The organism is Thermococcus sp. ES12 (genome assembly GCF_012027515.1).
GTDB lineage: Archaea > Methanobacteriota_B > Thermococci > Thermococcales > Thermococcaceae > Thermococcus > Thermococcus barossii.
The window spans coordinates 754509-773591 of the sequence record NZ_SNUP01000001.1; the positions used below are offsets into that span (position 1 = coordinate 754509).

Below are 19083 nucleotides of genomic sequence, written 5' to 3' on the forward strand. Positions count from 1 at the left end.
TCCATCGAGGTGTTTCCCATGGCTGAAGGATACAGGGACTATCGTGACAGGGTTCTGAATTTTGTTGAAGAGCATGAGAAGTGGAGAAGCCATACTATAAACCTCATCGCGAGTGAAAACATAACCTCTCCGAGCGTTACGAGGGCCGTTGCGAGCGGCTTCATGCACAAGTACGCCGAGGGCTGGCCGAGGCAGCGCTACTACCAGGGCTGCAAGTACGTCGATGAGGTCGAGCTCATCGGCGTCGAGCTGTTCACCAAGCTCTTCGGGAGCGATTTTGCCGATCTCAGGCCGATTTCCGGAACCAACGCCAACCAGGCCGCTTTCTTCGGACTCACCAACGCGGGCGACAAGGCGATAGTTCTTCACACCAGCCACGGTGGGCACATAAGCCACATGCCCTTCGGTGCGGCGGGAATGAGAGGTTTAGAGGTCCACACCTGGCCCTTCGACAACGAGGAGTTCAACATCGACGTTGACAAGGCAGAGAAGCTCATCCGCGAACTCGAGCCCAAGATAGTCGTCTTCGGCGGCTCGCTCTTCCCGTTCCCACATCCGGTCAAGGAGCTCGCTCCTGTTGCCAAGGAGGTTGGAGCCTACGTCATGTACGATGCCGCCCACGTCCTTGGCCTCATAGCCGGAAAGCAGTTCCAGGACCCGCTCCGCGAGGGCGCTGACATAATCACCGCTTCGACCCACAAGACCTTCCCCGGACCGCAGGGCGGTGTCATAATCTACAAGCGCTTTGGAGAGACAGAGGAGATAGCCAGGCTCCAGTGGGCCATCTTCCCGGGAGTTCTGAGCAACCACCACCTCCACCACATGGCCGGAAAGGTCGTTACTGCTGCCGAGATGCTTGAGTACGGTGAGAAGTACGCCGCTCAGATCGTCAAGAACGCGAAGGCACTGGCCGAGGCCATGGCCGAGGAGGGCTTCAAGGTCATTGGCGAGGACAAGGGCTACACCGAGAGCCACCAGGTCATCGTCGATGTTTCAGACCTCCACCCCGCTGCCGGTGGCTGGGCGGCGCCACTCCTTGAGGAGGCCGGCATAATCCTCAACAAGAACCTCCTGCCCTGGGACCCGCTTGAGAAGGTCAACGAGCCGAGCGGTCTTCGCATAGGCGTCCAGGAGATGACCCGCGTTGGAATGATGGAGGACGACATGAAAGAGATTGCCAGGTTCATTCGCCGCGTCCTTATCGACAAGGAAGACCCGAAGAAGGTCGAGCGCGATGTTTTCTACTTCAGGCAGAACTTCCAGAAGGTCTACTACTCCTTCGACTACGGACTTCCGCTCAGGGAGTGATTTTTCCAACTCATTCTCTTTTTTGTGGATTACTTTGCAAGTTTAAACTTGAGATTATCGATTTTCGCCGAGGTGTTCCAATTCCTTCCCAGAATTGAAAGAAAGTCGCAGAGATGTATTTTAGAAAACGTTATAAACGGCCGTTTCCAGGCAAATTAGGCGGTGTTACTTCTCCGTTCTCCGCCAATCTTATGGATAACACCGCCCGGGTAAAATCACCCGCTGAAATCAGCCTGCTAAAATCACTTCCACCCATTTTGAAGCATTGACAATCATTAAAAAGACGTATGCGTATTTCTATCGGTGGTGGCCAGTGAACAGAATAATCCCCGTCCTTCTGATAGTCCTACTGGTTCCGCTCGGGTACTACCTCACCTCGACTGAAAGAAGCATTGCAGACAGTGGACAGGAGGGTGACGCTGGGATGGTTCCCATCGAGAGCAATGGAATAGTCCTCAAGCTTGACAGGACATCGTATTCCCCCAGAGACACGATGGTCCTGAGGGTAATAAACAAAGCCAACCTCAACGCTACCACCAGCTACCACTTCAAGCTCTACCGGCTCGAAAACGGGGAGTGGAAGGAAGTTCCTGTCAACCTAGTGTTCATAGAGGTAGCCGTTGTCGTAGAACCCGGAAAGAGCTGGGAGCAGAGGGTGAAGCTCTCCAGCCTGAACCTCGGGCCGGGCCACTACAAGATAGTGAAGAAAGTCTCCCTGACGGGCCCTGAGACAGGAACCGCCACCAGTGTCGATGTCTGGGCTGAGTTCGATGTGAATGGTTGAGGTGGGAGAAGCACCGGAATAGTCCTTCTGATACTCCCTGGGGGACTGACCGGACCCACTCCATGATGGGCCTCGATAAACGCGTATAGTCATCCGGAGAGGGTGTGGAGCCCACCGTATGGAACGTCGGCCTAACGCCCACCTACTTGGGCGGGAAAACGGGAACTGGGCTAGGGTGAAAACCCTATTTCTCTTTATCGCCATGCTCTATGACCTGCCTCCCTTTCATTCATAGAAGCAGAGAATTACCCTGAAATATCTGCCCGAAAATGAATCCCCGGGAACTCCCGGCACCTACCCGGACCTTCCTCCCGGGAGATATCGGCTCGTGAAGGAAATCTGCGGCTGGCCGATGGGCTGCAGGAACACAAGCGTGGAGTTTGAGGTGGCAGGTTAGTTTTGGCAAAACTTTTTATTCTCCTCCCACATACCGAACCCTCGGCTAAAGGGGTGAGAAAGATGAAGTTCTGTCCAAAGTGCGGTAACCTCATGCTTCCGGACAGGAAACGGAAGGTCTGGGTCTGCCGCTCATGTGGTTACGAGGAACCCTTCGACGAGCAGAAGGACAGGGAGAAGACCGTGATAAAGCAGAAGGTCGAACACAAGCCGGATGAGGGAATTATCGTCGTCGAGCAGGATGTCAAAACCCTGCCAACGACCAAGGTGACCTGTCCGAAGTGCGGCAACGACACGGCCTACTGGTGGGAGCTCCAGACGAGGGCCGGCGACGAGCCAAGCACGATATTCTACAAGTGCACCAAGTGCGGCCACGTCTGGAGGTCTTACGAGTGAGGGAGCTTTCGGAACTTGAACGAGAAACCCTCAGAAAGCTCGCGGAGAAGGCTCTGAAGGAGCTTGAGGAGGCCTACAGGAGGATACCCGACACCGACAACGGAAAAGCTTATTTATTCCGCGGCAAAGAAAGGGTTAGGCTGATGCTCGATATATTGAAGGAGGGGTAAAGATGCCGTTCGAGATAGTTTTTGATGGTGCCAAGGATTTCGCCGATCTTATAGCCACCGCAAGCAACCTCATTGATGAGGCTGCCTTCAAGATAACCGAAGAAGGAATTGGGATGCGTGCCATGGACCCGAGCAGGGTCGTTCTGATAGACCTCAACCTCCCGGAGAGCATCTTCTCCAAGTACGAGGTGGAGGAAGAAGAAACCATTGGAATCAACATGGACCACTTCAAGAAGATACTCAAGCGCGGCAAGAACAAGGACACACTCATCCTCAGGAAGGGTGAGGAGAACTTTCTCGAAGTCACGTTTGAAGGCACGGCCAAAAGGACCTTCAAACTCCCGCTGATTGAAGTTGAGGAGCTTGAGCTCGACCTCCCGGAGCTTCCCTTCACCGCCAAGGTCGTCGTTCTCGGAGAGGTTCTCAAGGAAGCCGTTAAGGACGCTTCCCTCGTCAGCGATGCCATAAAGTTCATTGCCAGCGAGAACGAGTTCGTCATGAAGGCGGAGGGCGAAACCAACGAGGTCGAGATAAGGCTCACCCTTGAGGACGAAGGCTTGCTCGACCTTGAGGTTGAGGAGGAAACCAAGAGCGCCTACGGAATCAGCTACCTTGCGGACATGATAAAGGGCATCGGCAAAGCCGATGAGGTTATAATCCGCTTCGGCAACGAGATGCCCCTCCAGATGGAGTACCCGATAAGGGACGAGGGCAAGCTGATATTCCTCCTCGCTCCGCGCGTTGAGGACTGATTTCTTTTCCTTCTCTCGATTTCCTCTAGGCTGGTGGGAGCGTGGACATCGTTAAGCTCAGGGAGCTACTTGAGGCGGAGCTTTCCTCACCGGACCTTACGGAGTTAGACGACGAGTTCTACGCTGAGTTCGACAGCCTCATTAAAGCGCTTAAGCTCAGCGCGGAGAGTTCCCGTGAGAGGGGCGAGGATGTTGAGGAGAGGCTCTATCTCGCCCAGCTGGGGATAGCCGAGAGGCTCATGCGCGAGATAATCAAAATCAGACTTCATAAAATCGTTGACCTCGCCGTTGAGGGCGTCCCCTACGGCCTGACCTCCGAGGAGAGACGGATTTTCACGATACTCAGGACGTTCATAGAGCGCGAGGAGATTCCAGTCGAGATTCCCGAGGAAACCGTCGAGGTGAGTGAGGAGGCTCCGGAGAGAGAGGTTCCAAAGAAGAAGGTTCCGCGGGAGGCATATATAATCAAGATCGACCTGCCGAAGATACTCGATCCCGAGCTGAAGGAGTACGGCCCGTTCAGGGCTGGGGACCTCGTCATAATCCCCCGGAGCCTCGGGAAGGTTCTCGTCGAGAGGGACGCGGCAGAGAGAATAAGGATTGCCCCGTGATGTCCATGCCCTTCTCCGTCTGCATGAGGGACTGCTACGACACCTGCTCGATGGTGGGCGAGCTGAGGAACGGGAAGCTCAGGGTGAGGGGCAACCCGGAGCACCCTGTAACGGCCGGTTTCCTATGTCCAAAAGGTGCCCTTCTCCCAAAATGGTTCCACGCTGAGGACAGGCTCAAAATTCCGCTCATCAGAACCGGAGAGCGCGGGAGCGGAGAATTTAGAGAGGTTGGCTGGAAGGAAGCCATAAAACTGGTAGCGGAAAAGTTAAGGGAGACCATCGATGAACACGGAAGCGAGAGCGTTCTGGTTTATCAATACGCCGGCGACAGGGGCGTTGTTAACTACGCCTTTCCGCTCAGGCTCTTCCACTACCTGAACGCATCAACCCTCGACTACGGAATCTGCGACAGGGCCGGGCAGGAAGCGCTGAGGGACGTTTACGGGACGGCAGTTGGTATGGACCCCGAAAAGCTCAGAGACCAGAGGCTTATCGTTTACTGGGGTATCAACGCCTTCTGGACGAACCTTCACGGCTTTATGCTGGCGAAGCGGTACGGACTTGAAATCTGGACGGTTGATGTTGTAAGAACCGAAACCGCCAGGCGCTCACAGAGGTTTTATCAAATAAAGCCCGATACAGATGCTCTCTTTGCCCTCGCGGTTGCGAAGGTTATCGTCAAGGAGGGGCTTTACGATAAGGCCTTCGTCCGCGAGAACGTTTACGGTTTTGAAGAATTCAAGAATTATGTAAAAACATTATCGCTTGAGTACGTGAGCCGGGAAACAGGCCTGAGCGTGGAGATGGTGGAGAGCTTTGCGAGAGACTTTGCCGAGAAGAGGGGCGTAATTCACATCGGCTACGGCTTCCAGCGCTCCTTAGCTGGGGGAGAGGCCGTGAGGGCGATTTCGATTCTCCCCGCGCTGGTGGGGCACCGCTTCGGCTTCATCTACGACATGAAGACGATAGATAAAAGCTATGCCGAAGGCGCGTTCCTGAGGACGAAGCCCGCCAGAAGAATCCCCCAGATGAAGCTGGCCGAGTACATCGAGCGGGGCGAGATAAAGTTTCTGTACATCTACAACTCCAATCCCCTTGCGAGTTTGCCAAACCAGAACAGGCTGAGAAGGGCACTTGTTGAGAATGATGTTTTCGTAGTTACGCACGATATATTCTTAACAGATACGGCTCTCTACTCCGACGTCGTTCTTCCGGCAAACACATTCTTCGAGCGTCTTGATATAGCGGACAGCTACTACCACCGCTACGTGGCTTTGAATGAACCGGTTGCGAGACTCTACGGAAAGAGCAACAGCGAGATGACGAGGCTTCTGGCGAGGGAACTTGGGATTGAGAACCCCCATCTCTACGAGAGCAACGAGGAGGTCATAGAAAAGATTCTGGAAATTAACGGTTTGAGCTGGGAGGAGCTGAAGGCTAAGGGTTTCGTCAAAGTTCCAGAGAGGCCGAGAAAGTGGAAAACACCGAGCGGGAAGATCGAGTTCTACTCCCAGAGAGCGATGGAGAGGGGCTTAAGCCCGTTCCCCGAGTACAGGAAGTTCGAAGGAAAGTATCCGCTGAGACTCCTCACACCAACCCACAGGATGACGATAACGAGCCAGTACCACAACACCTACAACATGATCGACCCGAACCTTTACATCAACCCATCCGATGCAAGGGAAATGGGAATCGGCGATGGTGATACCGTCGAGGTCTTCAACGATTACGGCAAGATAAAAACGAAGGCAAAGATAACGGAAGATGTTCCTCCAGGGGTGGTTCTCCTGTACAAAGCATTCTGGGTAAAGCTTCTCGGCTGGAACGCGAACTTTCTGACGAGCGATGACACCTTAGAAAAGTACGGAAACGGCTCGGCGTACCATTCAACATGGGTGGACGTCAGGAAGATTTGAGGCAAAAATAGACTTTCTTTTCGAGCTTTTTGACAATGCATTGTACTACAGTCTCGCACTATGACAACCAATGTCAAGCATTCTTTGCACGCCTGTCCTCCAATCCCCTAAACTTTTTGGATATTCGACAAAAAGTTGCCCGTTAGACGAACCGAAAGGTTTATATATTCGAACCGATGAGGTTTATAGTGAAGACGACACACAAAAAGGAAGAGGTGATGTAAGATGGTCGTCATAGGAGAAAAGTTCCCAGAGGTTGAGGTCAAGACCACCCACGGAGTGATAAAGCTCCCAGACTACTTTGCCGAGAAGGGCAAGTGGTTCATACTCTTCAGCCACCCGGCTGACTTCACGCCGGTCTGCACCACCGAGTTCTACGCGATGCAGAAGAGGGCAGAGGAGTTCCGGAAGCTCGGCGTCGAGCCGATAGGGCTGAGCGTTGATCAGGTCTTCAGCCACCTCAAGTGGATGGAGTGGATCAAAGAGAACCTCGGAGAGGAGATAACCTTCCCGGTCATAGCGGACGACCGCGGCGACCTCGCCGAGGCCCTCGGCATGATCCCGAGCGGAGCAACGATAACCGCCAGGGCGGTCTTCGTCGTCGACGACAAGGGCGTCATAAGGGCCATCGTCTACTACCCGGCCGAGGTCGGCAGGGACTGGGACGAGATACTCAGGCTCGTCAAGGCCCTCAAGACCAGCGACGAGAAGGGAGTCGCCCTGCCGCACAAGTGGCCCAACAACGAGCTCATCGGCGACCGCGCCATCGTCCCGCCCGCGGCCAGCGTTGAGGAGATCAAGGCCAGGGAAGAGGCCAAGGCCAAGGGCGAGATCGAGTGCTACGACTGGTGGTTCTGCCACAAGAAGATTTGAAGGGCTTCAGCCCTTTCTTCTTAACTGTTCTCTGCGGTTCTTGAAAATTGAGGGAGTCAGAGCACCCTCCTCCTGAAGAGTACCACCAGCGGGATCAGCCAGGCCAGATGCACGAGCACTGCCATCGGGAAATCGCTGTAGTCGTTTAGGGTTATGCCCTCGAAGACTTTGTACGTCCAGTACGTCGGCAAAAACGCCGTGAGCTTGCTCCAGTCCGTTGAGAGATCCCTCCAGAGGACAACGAGCTTTACCGCCACCGGCAGGATCAGGAGCCAGCCGAGAATCTTGGAGACCGTCAGCGCCTGCATTCTGGATTCAGCGAAGATGGTTATCACCAGTCCATAGATCCAGACCTCCAGCAGGAAAAGAAGAACCAGCGCCAGAACACCCTTTTGGGAAATCTCCATGTCAAGAATATAGGGCGCTATCACCGTAAAGGCTACGGTCACCAGCGAAGCCCACGTGAGCCTGTAAACAATGAACGCCTCGCTCGATATGGGAATCACCCGCAGTGCCTGTACCGTCTTGTTCTCCTTCTCGTCGGCCATCATAAAGCCGGGAATCATGCCGAATATCATGGGTATGAATATCAGCACGAAGAGAGCTATCCCGTAGTAAAGCTCGCCCATGTGATCCTTGAAGTAGCGGACGATGAAGAGGAGCACCAAAGTCATCCCCACGCTGTATAGGAGCATGGGGTCCCTGCGGAGCAGCTTGAGGTCGGTCCTGTAAATGGCGGCAAATTTTCTTACAAAGCTCATCTCACTCCCTCCACCGCGTACCTGTAAAAGCGAACCCTTGCGAGGTAATACGCCACGATACCCCACACCATCAGACCAAGCGCCGACCACAGAAGGTTTTCCGCCGAAACCCCTCCGAAGGGGGCGCTGAAGAAGTAGAGCGCCGGATAGCTCGGGATGACGTAGAGAACCTTCCATATCCCGTCCGTCAGGTAGCCGTGATAGTGGGCGAAGGGCAGGAGGGAGAGCACCATGACGCCGAGGAGCGGCACGAAGTAGTCGTCCAAATCGCGGTATTTTGAGGCTATTGCTATGCCAAGGAGCGTATAGACTACCGAAACTAACAGGGTACCTGCCAAAACGTAGGGAAGCCCGCTCAGGGAGCGCGTGCCGAGGCAGAATATAAGCACTGCCGCCGGGAGGGAAACCAGCGCCATAAGGAGAGCCTTGGCGAGGATGTAAGCCCTCCAGTCGAGTGGCGTAACCGCCAGAGCGCCTATCGTTCCGTCCTTCTTCTCCGCGAAGATGGCCGTGCCGACGAAGGTGAAGCCGACCATCCCGGGCTCAAGGATGAGGAAGAGGGGAACGACGGTTGAGTGGTACCCCTCTGGAAACGCCATCACCATGAGACCATAAGCTAAAGCCACGAGCAGGTATATCGGATAGACGTAGCCCCTCGTTCCGACCTTCAGGTCGAGCCTCACCAGCTCGCCTATCATACGAGCCTCCTCCCCGTGACCTTCAGGAAGATGTCCTCGAGTGTCGGTTCTTCAGTGTTTATGCGCCTTATCTCATGCTCCCGCAGGATTCTCAGGAACTCCTCGTTTCCTCCAAGGTTCTCAAGCGGGAACTCGGCGGTTTTGACGCCCTCATTCGAAACGTATTCGACCTTTACGACCCTCTTTCCCATCTTCACCTTCAGTTCACTCGGGTTGTCGACGAGCCTCACCGAACCCTCCACGATGAAAGCCACCCTGTCGCAGAGCTCATCGGCGACGTACATGTTGTGGGTGGTCAGAAAGATCGTCTTCCCGTTTTCGCGCATCTCAAGGAGCAGGTCTTTTATCCTCCTCGCGCTCGCCGGGTCGAGACCCTCTAAGGGTTCATCGAGGAAGAGGATTTCCGGATCTGGAAGCAGTGCCCTGGCTAAATCGAGCTTCTTCTTCATGCCCTTTGAGAAGCCTGACACGAGCTGGTCGGCTTCCTTGTCGAGGCCCACCATCTTGAGGGTTTCAACCGGGTCGAGATGCCTTTTATAGAACGACGCAAAGAACTCAAGGTTTTCGAGGGCGGTAAGCCGGGAATAAACGGCAGGAAATTCGAAGGAGACACCAATTTTTCCGTAGTAGTCCTTCCCCCATTCGCGCAGGTCTTTCCCGAAGACCTTCACAGTCCCATGATAGTCCTTTATTATCTTCACAAGAATCTTGACAGTCGTGGTCTTCCCAGCCCCGTTAGGACCGAGGAACCCGTAGATTTCGCCCCTCTCGACGGAGAAGCTCAGGTTCTCAACGCCGCGCGTTTCACCGTAGTACTTCTTAACGTTCTCAACCTCTATGACGGGCATGCTTTCACCGGCTGAAGACCACGCGTCCATAGTTATGGTATCCATCACAGTAGACCGACCTCCTTCCGGCTAAGGGCAGGGCTTGAAAAGAAAAATGAAAGCCTCAGCTTCCCACGCACTCAATGAAGGCATTCCACATCTCAAACGGCCCGAAGAGACAGCTCATGTAGCACTCACAGTTGAAGTCCACATCGGCGCATTCGAGGGCACTGCAGATGGTGCCGGGATCACCGGGGTCAATGCCATCCAGGGGGGAGAGGCAGGGATGTATATCCCCCCATCCGGGCGTAGGGAGACTATCCCTAAGGCCATCCGCGTAGCTGTTTACTCCGCCATCGCCAACAACCGAGTTCGTTTCCGGAAGCGGGGGCCAGGGGAGAGGGCAATCGAAGCGCTCTATCGCCGCCCAGACGAGGTGGAAGTAGTAGTTGAAGACGACGGCCGGTCCAAAGTCCTTGCTCTCCAGACAGCATAGCCTGCAGGATTCGCCCTCAACAACGCCCACCATTGCTGCCTTAAGCCTGCAGAGGTCACACTGCTGGAAGTTTTCATCCTGAATCTCGGAGGAGACCTTTGACATGGGTCCGACGGGATAGGTTCCAGGGTGCATGGAGGCGAGGGGTGCGCTTCCAATCGATGCCGAAAAGCCCGAGTAACCGGGACCGTTGCGGAGGAGTGCGTTCACCCCGGGGAAGAAGGGGACAGTCATGTCCCTGTCCTCCGCCATGGCTATCTCAAACCTGGTCTCGACGCCCCCGGATTGAAGCCTAACTTCGTGAAGCCCGTAATCAACGGGAATCTCAATCCTGCCCCTTTTGTCGGTTTTTCCAGCCTCCTCCCCGTCAAGAACAACAGTCACGTTGGCGGCGTAAAAACCTGGAGGCGTGACAACCGTCAGCGACAGGCGGAGTGGTTTTTCTCCCTCGGAACCCTCGGGCGGCGTCGGAGCCGTGAGGTAAAGTGCGAGCAGGATCAGGGCAATTGCCACCATCGCATAGCCCTTTCTCTCCTTTCTCAGGAGGAGTATCACGCCAGCCGCCCCGAGCGGAAGGGCAAGTATCAGCAACGCGGCCCCCCAGGGGACTGATCCTTCCCCTTCCACGGCCGGTGTTCCTGTTTCGGAGGTGTTTTCAACGAAGAATGAGAAGTAGCCCCTGCCGTCTGTCCACACTATTTTTTCGGACACGTTTACAGGCGCCCCCGGGACGCTGGCCATCCCATAGATGACCGTTCCGCCATCAACCTTTACCGACCGGCTCCAGAGAACTTCAGGCCTTAAATCACTCACGACGGTAGTTGTGTTCAGGTAAACATCCTCACCATCGAAGTAGACCGCGGTGAGGTTGTATCTCCCCTCAAGAAAGGTTGCGTTCCATGTTATCCTGTTCCCCCACCTCACAAGCTTCTCGTTGACGTAAAGAAAAACCGGGCCGGTGAACAGTTCCTCCGGAGTTACCCATGCTATCACGGTACCGTTTTCGTAAAGAATATGAACTTTTGGCCGAAGTTCCTCCACGAGAACCAGCACACCTCCCGAGCCAACGTAACCACCGCCAAAATCATGGGTGATGTCGATTTCATAGAAGGCGATTCCGTCAAGGTCTTCCCTGCGAACGTCCACGTATTCCGGAGCTATTTCCAGCTCCTCCCGGGTGAGGTTCTCGGTGCGGGTGGGAGGTCCAAGGAACTTCTCGTCGAAGGTATACTCTTCAGGCTTCAGAACGGCCTCGAACGTCCACACTACGCTTGAAGCGTTTATCAGGGTCAGAAAACCCATTGAATCCATCAGGAGGAGTTTATTTCCAAAAGCCTTCACGTGTAGGGGCCTCTCACCGAGCTCCAAGAAGAAGAAGCTGCCGTTTTCAGGGGAGAACCGCACCAGCCCCACCGCTTCACCGTCCATTACAGCCGCGTAGAGAAAGCCGTCGTGGGCAAGGACGATACCATCGGGTATGAGCTTCGAGTAGTTGGCCGGAAACATCCACAGGAGGAAGGTCCCATTTTTCGGGTGAAGAAGGCCGATGGTCCCGTGGGGCCTCTCCTTCAGCTCGGCGGTAAAGTATACTCCCTCGGTGGTTGCATAAGTGTCGTAGACCTTCACTATTCCGGCGGAAGAAAGGTCGTAGAACGTGAGGAGGTTCCCTTCAAGAAAGCCTATCCCGCCGCTTTCGTTCACGCTTCCAGCGTAATAGGCGCTTCCCTTCACGGCAAAGACGTGGATGAACGAAACCCCTTCGTAGTCCCAGATGTAGAGGACGTTTTTGCCCGGATCGAGAACTGCCGGCGGGCCCAAGTCTGCCGAAATGTAGACCCTATCGCTCACGGACATGCCGTTTGGGAGAAAGGGGAGCCTCCAGAATATGAAGTGCGTTTCGTTGGTTTTCAGGCCAATTCTACCGCTGTAATCAGTGAAATAAAGCCCATCCGGAGAGAGTCTCGGGTGGAGTATTGAGCCCCCCGCGTGCCACACGGCAACCTTCGAAGAGGACGCAATCGGCAGGGAAAATATCACCAGAAGGAGCACCCAGAGAAAGGCTTTCCTGCTGGCGGACATATTCTCACCATCCCGCATTTAAGACCTTTGGATTTTGAAGTTTATATGGGTTTTTATTCAACTTTTGTCAATCCTGGGACCAAAGTAAGTTTGCCTGTACCAACAAAGACCACCAAAAGCCTAATGTATGAAAAAGGCATCAGAAGTTGCGGTGGTAGAAATGAGGATTGCCCTTCCGGCCCCAAAGCGCAGGGGGGAGATAAGCCTCGAAGAGGCGATAGACCTTAGGAAGAGTGTAAGACTCTACACCGACGAGCCGCTGACCCTTGAGGAGGTTTCACAGATCCTTTGGGCGGCATACGGGATTAACAGGTGGGGGAGGAGGACCTCTCCGAGTGCAGGCGCCTGCTATCCATTCGAGGTTTACGTGGTTGCAGAGAACGTCCACGGCCTGGCCCCGGGCATATACCACTACCACGAGGAGGACCATTCGCTGGAGCTGATCAAAAGGGGACACTTCGGAAAGACTCTCGCAGAAGCCTGCCTAAACCAGCGGTGCGTTGCCACCGCGCCGGTGAACGTAGTCATCGTCGCCCACTACGAGAGAACCACGAGGCGGTACGGCGAGAGGGGAATAAGGTACGTCCACATCGATGCCGGCCACATGGGTCAGAACATTTACCTTCAGGCAACGGCCCTCGGCCTCGGCACCGTTGCGGTTGGTGCCTTCAGGGATGAGGAGGTAAAAAGGGCAATGAACGTGCCCGGAGAACCGCTCTACGTCTTCCCCCTTGGCGTCCCCGGGGAGTAGTCAGAGCCTCCTGAGCTCCTCAAACCTTATGAGAACCTCCTCCTTTTTCCTGATTAGGTTCTGCCTCGCTATTTCCTTTCCGTTCTTAAGGTAAATCAGCGTCGGGACGTTGAGGACATCGAAGCGGTTCACAAGGTCGTTCCATTCCTCGGCGTTGATGTGAACGATCTTTATCTCGGGAAATTCCCTGCCGAGATCCTTCATGAAGCTTTCGACTATCCTGCAGGGCGGACAGCCCGGAATGGAAAACCACAGGACGGTTTTTCCAGACTCAAACTCAAACTTTCCGTCGTATTCGACTATCATATCCGCACCTCCGGGAAATAAAAATGGTGGTCAGATCCTAGCCCTCTTGAGCAGGAGCGAGTTTGTGACGACGCTGACGCTGCTTATGCTCATCGCTCCGGCCGCCCACTCCGGCTGGAACTCCACGCCGAATAGCACGAAGGCAAGCCCCGCCGCGAAGGGAATCAGCATCGTGTTGTAGAACATTGCCCAGAAGATGTTCTGCTTTATCTTCGCCAGCGTCTTCTGGCTCAGCTTTATTGCCTTGACCACGTCCCTTGGGTCGTTCTTTATGAGAACCATGTCCCCGCTCTCCATCGCTATGTCCGTCGCGTTGCCGACAGCGATCCCAACATCCGCCTGTGCCAAGGCCGGAGCGTCGTTTATTCCGTCGCCAACGAAGATAACGACTTCACCCTTCTCCTGGAGCTTCTTGACCTCGTTGGCCTTGTCCCCCGGCAGAACCTCGGCGAGGACGTAGTCCACCTTGAGCCGCCTTGCTATCGCGTTTGCAGTTCTCCTGTTGTCGCCGGTTATCATGCCGACCTTCTTGCCCATCCTGTGGAGCTCCTCGATGGCTTCTTTTGCTCCTTCCTTTATCGTGTCGGCTATGCCTATTACTCCCACTATTCTGCCGTCTATGGCGACGGTTATGGCAGTCTTCGCCTCGTCCTCAAGTCTGTGGAGTGTTTCCTCAACCTCATTCACAGAGTAGCCGTTCTCCACCATGAGCTTCCTGTTGCCTGCCAAGATCTCCCTTCCACCCACGACTGCTCTAACACCTTTGCCGGTTATTGCCTCGAACTCCCCCGGCTCCTCAAGCTCAAGGCCGAGTTCCTGGGCCTTCCTCACGATAGCATCTCCAAGCGGGTGTTCAGAGCGCTTCTCCGCCGAGGCAACGAGCTTTATGAGCTCCTTCTCATCCATGCCAAAGGATATAACATCAGTAACCTCGGGCTTTCCTTTTGTGAGCGTTCCGGTCTTGTCGAAGAGCACAACCGTCGCCTTCCTTGCTATCTCAAGCACTTCACCGTTCTTGATGAGTATTCCCATCTCTGCACCTTTGCCCATTCCAACCGTCAATGCCGTTGGCGTTGCAAGGCCGAAGGCACAGGGGCAGGCTATAACGAGGACGCTGAGGAGGGTTGTAAAGGCAAAAAGCAGGGGTTCGCCCGCTACAAAGTACCAGTATGCAAAGGACAGGAGTGCTATAGTGAGAACCGTGGGTATGAAGTATGCAACTATTGTATCCGCCAGCCTCTGTATCGGCGGCTTTGTATTCTGAGCTTCTTCCACGAGTCTAATTATCTGGGCCAGAACGGTGTCCCTTCCGACGCGCCTCGCCTCTATCCTGAGCACGGAGTTCTTGTTTATGGTGCCCCCTATAACCTCGTCTCCTTCCCCTTTGAGGTTCGGAACGGGCTCGCCTGTTATCATGGACTCGTCCACGTAGCTCTCGCCCTCAAGCACAATACCATCGACGGGAATCCTCTCACCGGGTCTCACTATCACGACGTCCCCGACCCTGACCTCACCTATCGGAACCTCGACCTCTTTTCCGTCCCTTATTACCGTAGCTTTCTTTGCCTGAAGCCCCATAAGCTTCTTAATGGCCTCGCTGGTTCTTCCCTTGGCCCTCGTTTCAAGGTATCTGCCAAGCAGGAGGAAGGCCATCAGCAGGACGCTGGCCTCGTAGAAGTTGAAGTCCTCCGGAATGACCCCTACCGTTGCGAGGACGCTCGCCAGGTAGGCCGAACCTATGCCGAGGGAGTACATGACCTCCATGTTGAGGGTTTTATGCTTGAGCGAGCCCCAAGCTTTGTCGAATATCTCCCTGCCAGCGTAGGCTATGGCTACCGTCGCAAGAACGAACTGAATTGGAAAGATGTAAGGTATATCCACGCCAAAGCGATGGGCCTGCATGGAGGCGAAGAGGGCTATTCCAATACCCCACGCAACGGCGAGCTTTCTCTTCATGTCGCGAAGGTGCCTCTCCCTTAGTTCTCTCTCGAGATCGTGGGTCTCCTCCCCCTCAACCCCGATGAACTGGTAGCCAACTTCTTCAATGGCTTTTTTGATGTCGTCAGTGGTTACGAGGCTAGGATCGTAGCTCACCCTGGCGCTTTCAGTCCCCAAGTTGACGCTGACATCCAGAATGCCGGACACTTCCCCGAGTGTGGCCTCTATGGTTCTGGCACACATCGCGCACGTCATTCCGCCTATCTTAATTACCGCGTCTCTCCTCTCTCTGACGACCCCATAGCCCAGCTCCTCGATGGCGGCTATAATTCTGTTCAGTCCAATCCGAGACTCATAGAACTCGACGTAAACGTTCTCTGAGTTCAAATTAGCCCTGGCTTCCTTCACTCCAGGAAGTTCTTTCAGGGCCCTCTCTATGGTTTTAACACACATGGCACAGGTCATACCGTTAACCTTCAGCGTGAGCTTCATTTCTTCCACCGTTACTTACTACGTTTGAGGATTTATGGGGATTATTTTTTACAATCTGGAAAGCCTAACCAGAGAATTTTTATAGTTTGAAGGCCGAATTTGGATGGTGAAAGAAATGAGGCTTGACGAACTGGACTTGAAGCTTATATACCTCCTCATGGACAACTCCCGGCTGAGCATCTCGGAGCTTGCGGAAAGGCTAGGCGTCAGCAGGCCGACCGTTAAGTCCCGCCTCGAAAAGCTGGAAAAGGAAGGAGTCATCCTCGGCTACACCGTAAAGCTCAACCCGGACCTTTTGAGGGCCCACAACGTAGTGGCACTCATAGTTAAGACAGACAAACCCGAGAAGATGGAGGAGTTCAAGGAGATCATTGAGATAAACCGCTTCACGAGCAGGAAGTACCTCATAAAAATCGCCGTTGACAACATGGAAGAGCTCAGAAACGTCATCGAAGGGGCTGGCTTCGAGGTCATCGAGATAATGCCAATCCTTGAAAGCATTGAAATTACAAGACCACCCAAGGTCAAGGTTCCCTTCAAGTGCGACTACTGCGGGAAAGAGATAGTTGGAGAACCCATCGTATACAAGTACCACAACAGGGTTTACTTCCTCTGCTGCCCCACCTGCCTGAGGGAGTTCAAGAAGACGAGGGAGAACATAGAGAAGGTCAGGCTAAAAGAAGAAAAAGCGACCCATGCCCACGAACACAGTTGAGGGCTTACTCCTCGCCTTCCTCCTCAATCCCCATGGCTTCCTCACAGGCTTCGTGCATTTCCTTCCAGCCCTCACCCATGTACTTCTCCATGAGAGGTTCCATCTCCTCCATTTCCTCGTGCATCTCAATGTAGGCTCCCTCGTCCATCATCCCCTGGCCGTGCATGTAGCCGCCCATGGGACCGAAGCCCCAGTGGGGGTCTTTATCTTCCCCAGAGACGTTGAACCCTCCGGTGTGGGCCAGTCCAAGGGGAACCGCCACGAGCACTCCGATAAGCAGACCTATGAACAGGGATTTCCAGTCCATCTCTCATCACCCCCACCTTTTGTTTCCGTGTACTCCTATGCCCGAAGAGATAATAGGCTTATTATTCACAAAGTGAGAACTGCCAAATAGGAAATTTCCAGAAATGAAAATTCCCAGCGGGCCAAAAAATAGGAAAATGAAATGCATCTTCAGCCCCCAAGAAGCTTCCTCTTTCTTCTCTCATACTCCTCGTCGTCTATCTCTCCCCTCGCGTACTTCTCATCGAGTATCTCAAGGGCACGCCTTTTCGAAGTACCGGCGCTTCCACCTGAGCCCTGCTCGACGAGCCACTTGACAAACCAGACAACGCCGGCTATTATCAGCACCCAGAACAGGAGCATGAATATTGCCCCAAAGATTCCAAAGTAGCCGAATCCCATCATCTCATGCCACCCCCATTCTCCTTCTCCAGCATGGGCCAGGAACCGGCCTCCCAAACTTTCGAACATCATTTTGATCTCCTTAAACACTACTCAGTGGTAAGGGATATAGGGCTTATTATTGGCAAAAAGGAAAGAAATACGCGAAGATTTTCACAAAAGATAAAGTAAGAAGCCTCAGACCTTCAAAAACCTCGCGTTGATGGCAACTATCACCGTGCTCAGGCTCATGAGCAGGGCACCGAGGGCGGGGCTCAGGAGTATCCCGTAGCCGTAGAGAACGCCTGCCGCCAGGGGAATCGCGAAGGTGTTATAGCCAGTCGCCCATGCTAAATTCTGCACCATCTTTCTGTAGGTGGCCCTAGCGAGGTGTATGGCGGTTATGACGTCTCCAGGGTCGTTCTTGACGAGGATTATGTCCGCGCTCTCTATTGCCACGTCCGTTCCAGCTCCGATGGCTATCCCAACATCGGCCTGAATCAAAGCCGGAGCGTCGTTTATGCCGTCGCCAACCATTGCAACGACGAACCCCTGCTCCTGAAGCTCCTTGACCTTTTCAGACTTCTGATGGGGCAGAACTTCGGCGAAGAAACCGTCTAGACCGAGCTCTTCGGCAACCCATTTGGCAACTTTGGTGTTGTCGCCGGTGAGCATGTAGGCCTTTATCCCCATCTCGTGGAGCTTTTCAACGGCCTCCCTCGATTCCGGCCTTATCTTATCTGCCAAAGCCAGAGCACCCACGAGCTTTCCATCGATGACCAGGAACACCACCGTCTTGCCCTGCTCTGAGACCTCCTTAACGCGCTCGTCCTCTCTCCACAGCCCGTTCTCCTTCAGGAAGCCGGGACTGACCACGAGGACTTCTTTACCGTTAATAACTCCCCGGACGCCCTTGCCCGGAAGGACCTTCGATTCACTGACCTCATAAACCTCAAGGCTGAGCTCTTTGGCCTTTTCCACTATTCCCTGGGCTATCGGGTGGCTGGAGTGAGCTTCGAGGGCGGCGGCGTACTTCAGAATCTCCTCCTCGCTCAGCTTGCCCAGCGGGATTACCTCAGTAACCTCAAACTTACCCTCGGTCAGCGTTCCCGTCTTGTCGAAGACAACGACCTGCACGTCTTTGGCCCTCTCAAAGGCTTCCCTGTTCCTGATGAGTATGCCCTTCTTGGCCGAAATTGATGTCGAGACCGAAACTACCAGCGGGACTGCCAGGCCAAGAGCGTGGGGACACGTTATGACCATGACGGTTACCATTCTCTCAAGGGCAAAGACGAAGGGCTTGCCGAGGTAGAGCCACGCCCCGAGCGTTACCGTTCCGGCCGTTATGGCTATGAGCGTGAGGTAGAAGGCCGCCCTGTTCGCCAGATCCTGCGTTCTTGAACGCGTTTCCTGCGCCTGTCTGACGAGCTCAACGACCTGCATGAGGTAGGTGTCCTTTCCAGTCTTCTCTATCCTGACCTTTATTGCTCCCTCAAGGTTTATCGAACCGCCGATGACGGTGTCGCCGGGCTTCTTGTAAACGGGCTTCGATTCGCCGGTGAGCATCGCCTCGTTGACGCTCGTTTCACCCTCGACTATGACGCCATCGGAGGGCACCTTTTCGCCGGGCTTGACTAAAACTATGTCGCCCTTCTTCAGCTCGCTCACAGGGACGTCCTTTATCCCTTCGGGCGTTACCAGGTGGGCATCGGTGGGCATGAGCTTTATGAGTTCCTCAAGGGCCCGCGATGCTCCAAGGACGGAGCGCATCTCTATATAGTGCCCTATAAGCATGATGTCGATAAGCGTCGCGAGTTCCCAGTAGAAGGTTTTCCCAGAGAGGCCGAAGGTGACGGCGGCGCTGTAGAAGAAGGCAACCGTGATTGCCAGAGCTATGAGCGTCATCATTCCTGGGAGTCTCTTCCTCAGCTCGTCAGCCATCCCCTTGAGGAAAGGCCAGCCGCCGTAGAAGTACACCACCGCTGAGAGCGCAAACAGGACGTAGTGGTCGCCCGGAAAAGTCAGCTCAAAGCCGAAGAAGTTCTGTATCAGCGGCGAGAGGAGAAGTATCGGAACGGTGAGTATCGCAGAAACTATGAACCTCCTCTTGAAGTCCTCCATCATCATTTCATGGTGCTTTGCATGAGA

19 protein-coding genes are annotated in these 19083 nt (G+C 54.3%); 10 read left to right on the forward strand and 9 right to left on the reverse strand.

Going from position 1 to position 19083, the window contains the following annotated elements; all coding sequences use genetic code 11:
* Positions 1-18 precede the first annotated feature (18 nt).
* The 8 genes from glyA to E3E37_RS04270 all read left to right on the forward strand — a co-directional run bounded on the left by glyA (position 19) and on the right by E3E37_RS04270 (position 7206).
* Positions 19-1308, forward strand: a complete 1290-nt coding sequence (glyA, locus tag E3E37_RS04235) for a serine hydroxymethyltransferase (RefSeq protein ID WP_088864746.1) — start codon at positions 19-21, stop codon at positions 1306-1308.
* A 313-nt stretch (positions 1309-1621) separates the two neighbouring features.
* Complete coding sequence (locus tag E3E37_RS04240) at positions 1622-2092, forward strand: immunoglobulin-like domain-containing protein (RefSeq protein ID WP_088864747.1); 471 nt, start codon at positions 1622-1624, stop codon at positions 2090-2092.
* Positions 2093-2551: 459 nt separating this feature from the next.
* Positions 2552-2884, forward strand: a complete 333-nt coding sequence (locus E3E37_RS04245; protein WP_167715054.1) for a transcription factor S — start codon at positions 2552-2554, stop codon at positions 2882-2884.
* Positions 2881-3054, forward strand: coding sequence for a hypothetical protein (locus tag E3E37_RS04250; protein WP_014011748.1), 174 nt, complete (start codon positions 2881-2883; stop codon positions 3052-3054). The genes E3E37_RS04245 and E3E37_RS04250 overlap by 4 nt, the downstream gene beginning before the upstream one ends.
* 2 nt (positions 3055-3056) lie before the next feature.
* Positions 3057-3806 (forward strand): DNA polymerase sliding clamp, encoded by a 750-nt coding sequence (locus tag E3E37_RS04255; RefSeq protein WP_167715056.1) that lies wholly within the window; start codon positions 3057-3059, stop codon positions 3804-3806.
* 41 nt (positions 3807-3847) lie between these two features.
* Entirely contained in the window at positions 3848-4417 is a 570-nt protein-coding gene (locus E3E37_RS04260) for a hypothetical protein (RefSeq protein ID WP_167715058.1), read from the forward strand.
* Positions 4418-4422: 5 nt separating this feature from the next.
* The gene (locus E3E37_RS04265) at positions 4423-6333 is read left to right on the forward strand and encodes a molybdopterin-dependent oxidoreductase (protein ID WP_167715429.1); all 1911 of its coding nucleotides are present in this window, start codon (positions 4423-4425) and stop codon (positions 6331-6333) included.
* A gap of 225 nt (positions 6334-6558) precedes the next feature.
* A complete protein-coding gene (locus E3E37_RS04270; protein ID WP_088864752.1) occupies positions 6559-7206 on the forward strand; it encodes a peroxiredoxin in 648 nt (215 codons plus the stop codon).
* 56 nt (positions 7207-7262) lie between these two features.
* Here the strand turns inward: E3E37_RS04270 and E3E37_RS04275 are convergent, their stop codons facing one another.
* The 4 genes from E3E37_RS04275 to E3E37_RS04290 all read right to left on the reverse strand — a co-directional run bounded on the left by E3E37_RS04275 (position 7263) and on the right by E3E37_RS04290 (position 12085).
* Positions 7263-7967, reverse strand: a complete 705-nt coding sequence (locus E3E37_RS04275) for an ABC transporter permease (protein ID WP_167715059.1) — start codon at positions 7965-7967, stop codon at positions 7263-7265.
* Positions 7964-8665, reverse strand: a complete 702-nt coding sequence (locus E3E37_RS04280) for an ABC transporter permease (protein WP_167715061.1) — start codon at positions 8663-8665, stop codon at positions 7964-7966. The genes E3E37_RS04275 and E3E37_RS04280 overlap by 4 nt, the downstream gene beginning before the upstream one ends.
* On the reverse strand, positions 8662-9513 hold the full coding sequence (locus E3E37_RS04285) for an ABC transporter ATP-binding protein (RefSeq protein ID WP_167715063.1): 852 nt from the start codon (positions 9511-9513) through the stop codon (positions 8662-8664). Before E3E37_RS04285 ends, E3E37_RS04280 begins: the two co-directional genes overlap by 4 nt.
* A gap of 103 nt (positions 9514-9616) precedes the next feature.
* Positions 9617-12085 (reverse strand): hypothetical protein, encoded by a 2469-nt coding sequence (locus tag E3E37_RS04290; RefSeq protein WP_240921898.1) that lies wholly within the window; start codon positions 12083-12085, stop codon positions 9617-9619.
* 142 nt (positions 12086-12227) lie between these two features.
* Between E3E37_RS04290 and E3E37_RS04295 the strand changes: the two genes are divergently transcribed.
* Positions 12228-12818, forward strand: coding sequence for a SagB/ThcOx family dehydrogenase (locus E3E37_RS04295; RefSeq protein ID WP_167715433.1), 591 nt, complete (start codon positions 12228-12230; stop codon positions 12816-12818).
* On the opposite strand, the gene E3E37_RS04300 is transcribed toward E3E37_RS04295, so the two are convergent.
* Both E3E37_RS04300 and E3E37_RS04305 read right to left on the reverse strand, forming a co-directional pair.
* Positions 12819-13124 (reverse strand): thioredoxin family protein, encoded by a 306-nt coding sequence (locus E3E37_RS04300; RefSeq protein WP_167715065.1) that lies wholly within the window; start codon positions 13122-13124, stop codon positions 12819-12821.
* 30 nt (positions 13125-13154) lie between these two features.
* Positions 13155-15554 carry a heavy metal translocating P-type ATPase gene (locus E3E37_RS04305; RefSeq protein ID WP_167715435.1) on the reverse strand — a complete coding sequence of 800 codons (2400 nt, stop codon included), beginning with the start codon at positions 15552-15554 and terminating at the stop codon, positions 13155-13157.
* Positions 15555-15669: 115 nt separating this feature from the next.
* Here E3E37_RS04305 and E3E37_RS04310 point away from each other — a divergent pair, with 115 nt between their 5' ends.
* Positions 15670-16269, forward strand: a complete 600-nt coding sequence (locus E3E37_RS04310; RefSeq protein WP_167715437.1) for a TRASH domain-containing protein — start codon at positions 15670-15672, stop codon at positions 16267-16269.
* Positions 16270-16273: 4 nt separating this feature from the next.
* Here E3E37_RS04310 and E3E37_RS04315 read toward each other — a convergent pair whose 3' ends face one another.
* The 3 genes from E3E37_RS04315 to E3E37_RS04325 form a co-directional block, all read right to left on the reverse strand.
* Complete coding sequence (locus tag E3E37_RS04315) at positions 16274-16576, reverse strand: hypothetical protein (protein ID WP_167715067.1); 303 nt, start codon at positions 16574-16576, stop codon at positions 16274-16276.
* A gap of 149 nt (positions 16577-16725) precedes the next feature.
* Entirely contained in the window at positions 16726-16959 is a 234-nt protein-coding gene (locus tag E3E37_RS04320; protein ID WP_206204005.1) for an SHOCT domain-containing protein, read from the reverse strand.
* Positions 16960-17133: 174 nt separating this feature from the next.
* Positions 17134-19056 (reverse strand): heavy metal translocating P-type ATPase, encoded by a 1923-nt coding sequence (locus E3E37_RS04325; protein ID WP_371731684.1) that lies wholly within the window; start codon positions 19054-19056, stop codon positions 17134-17136.
* Positions 19057-19083 lie beyond the last annotated feature (27 nt).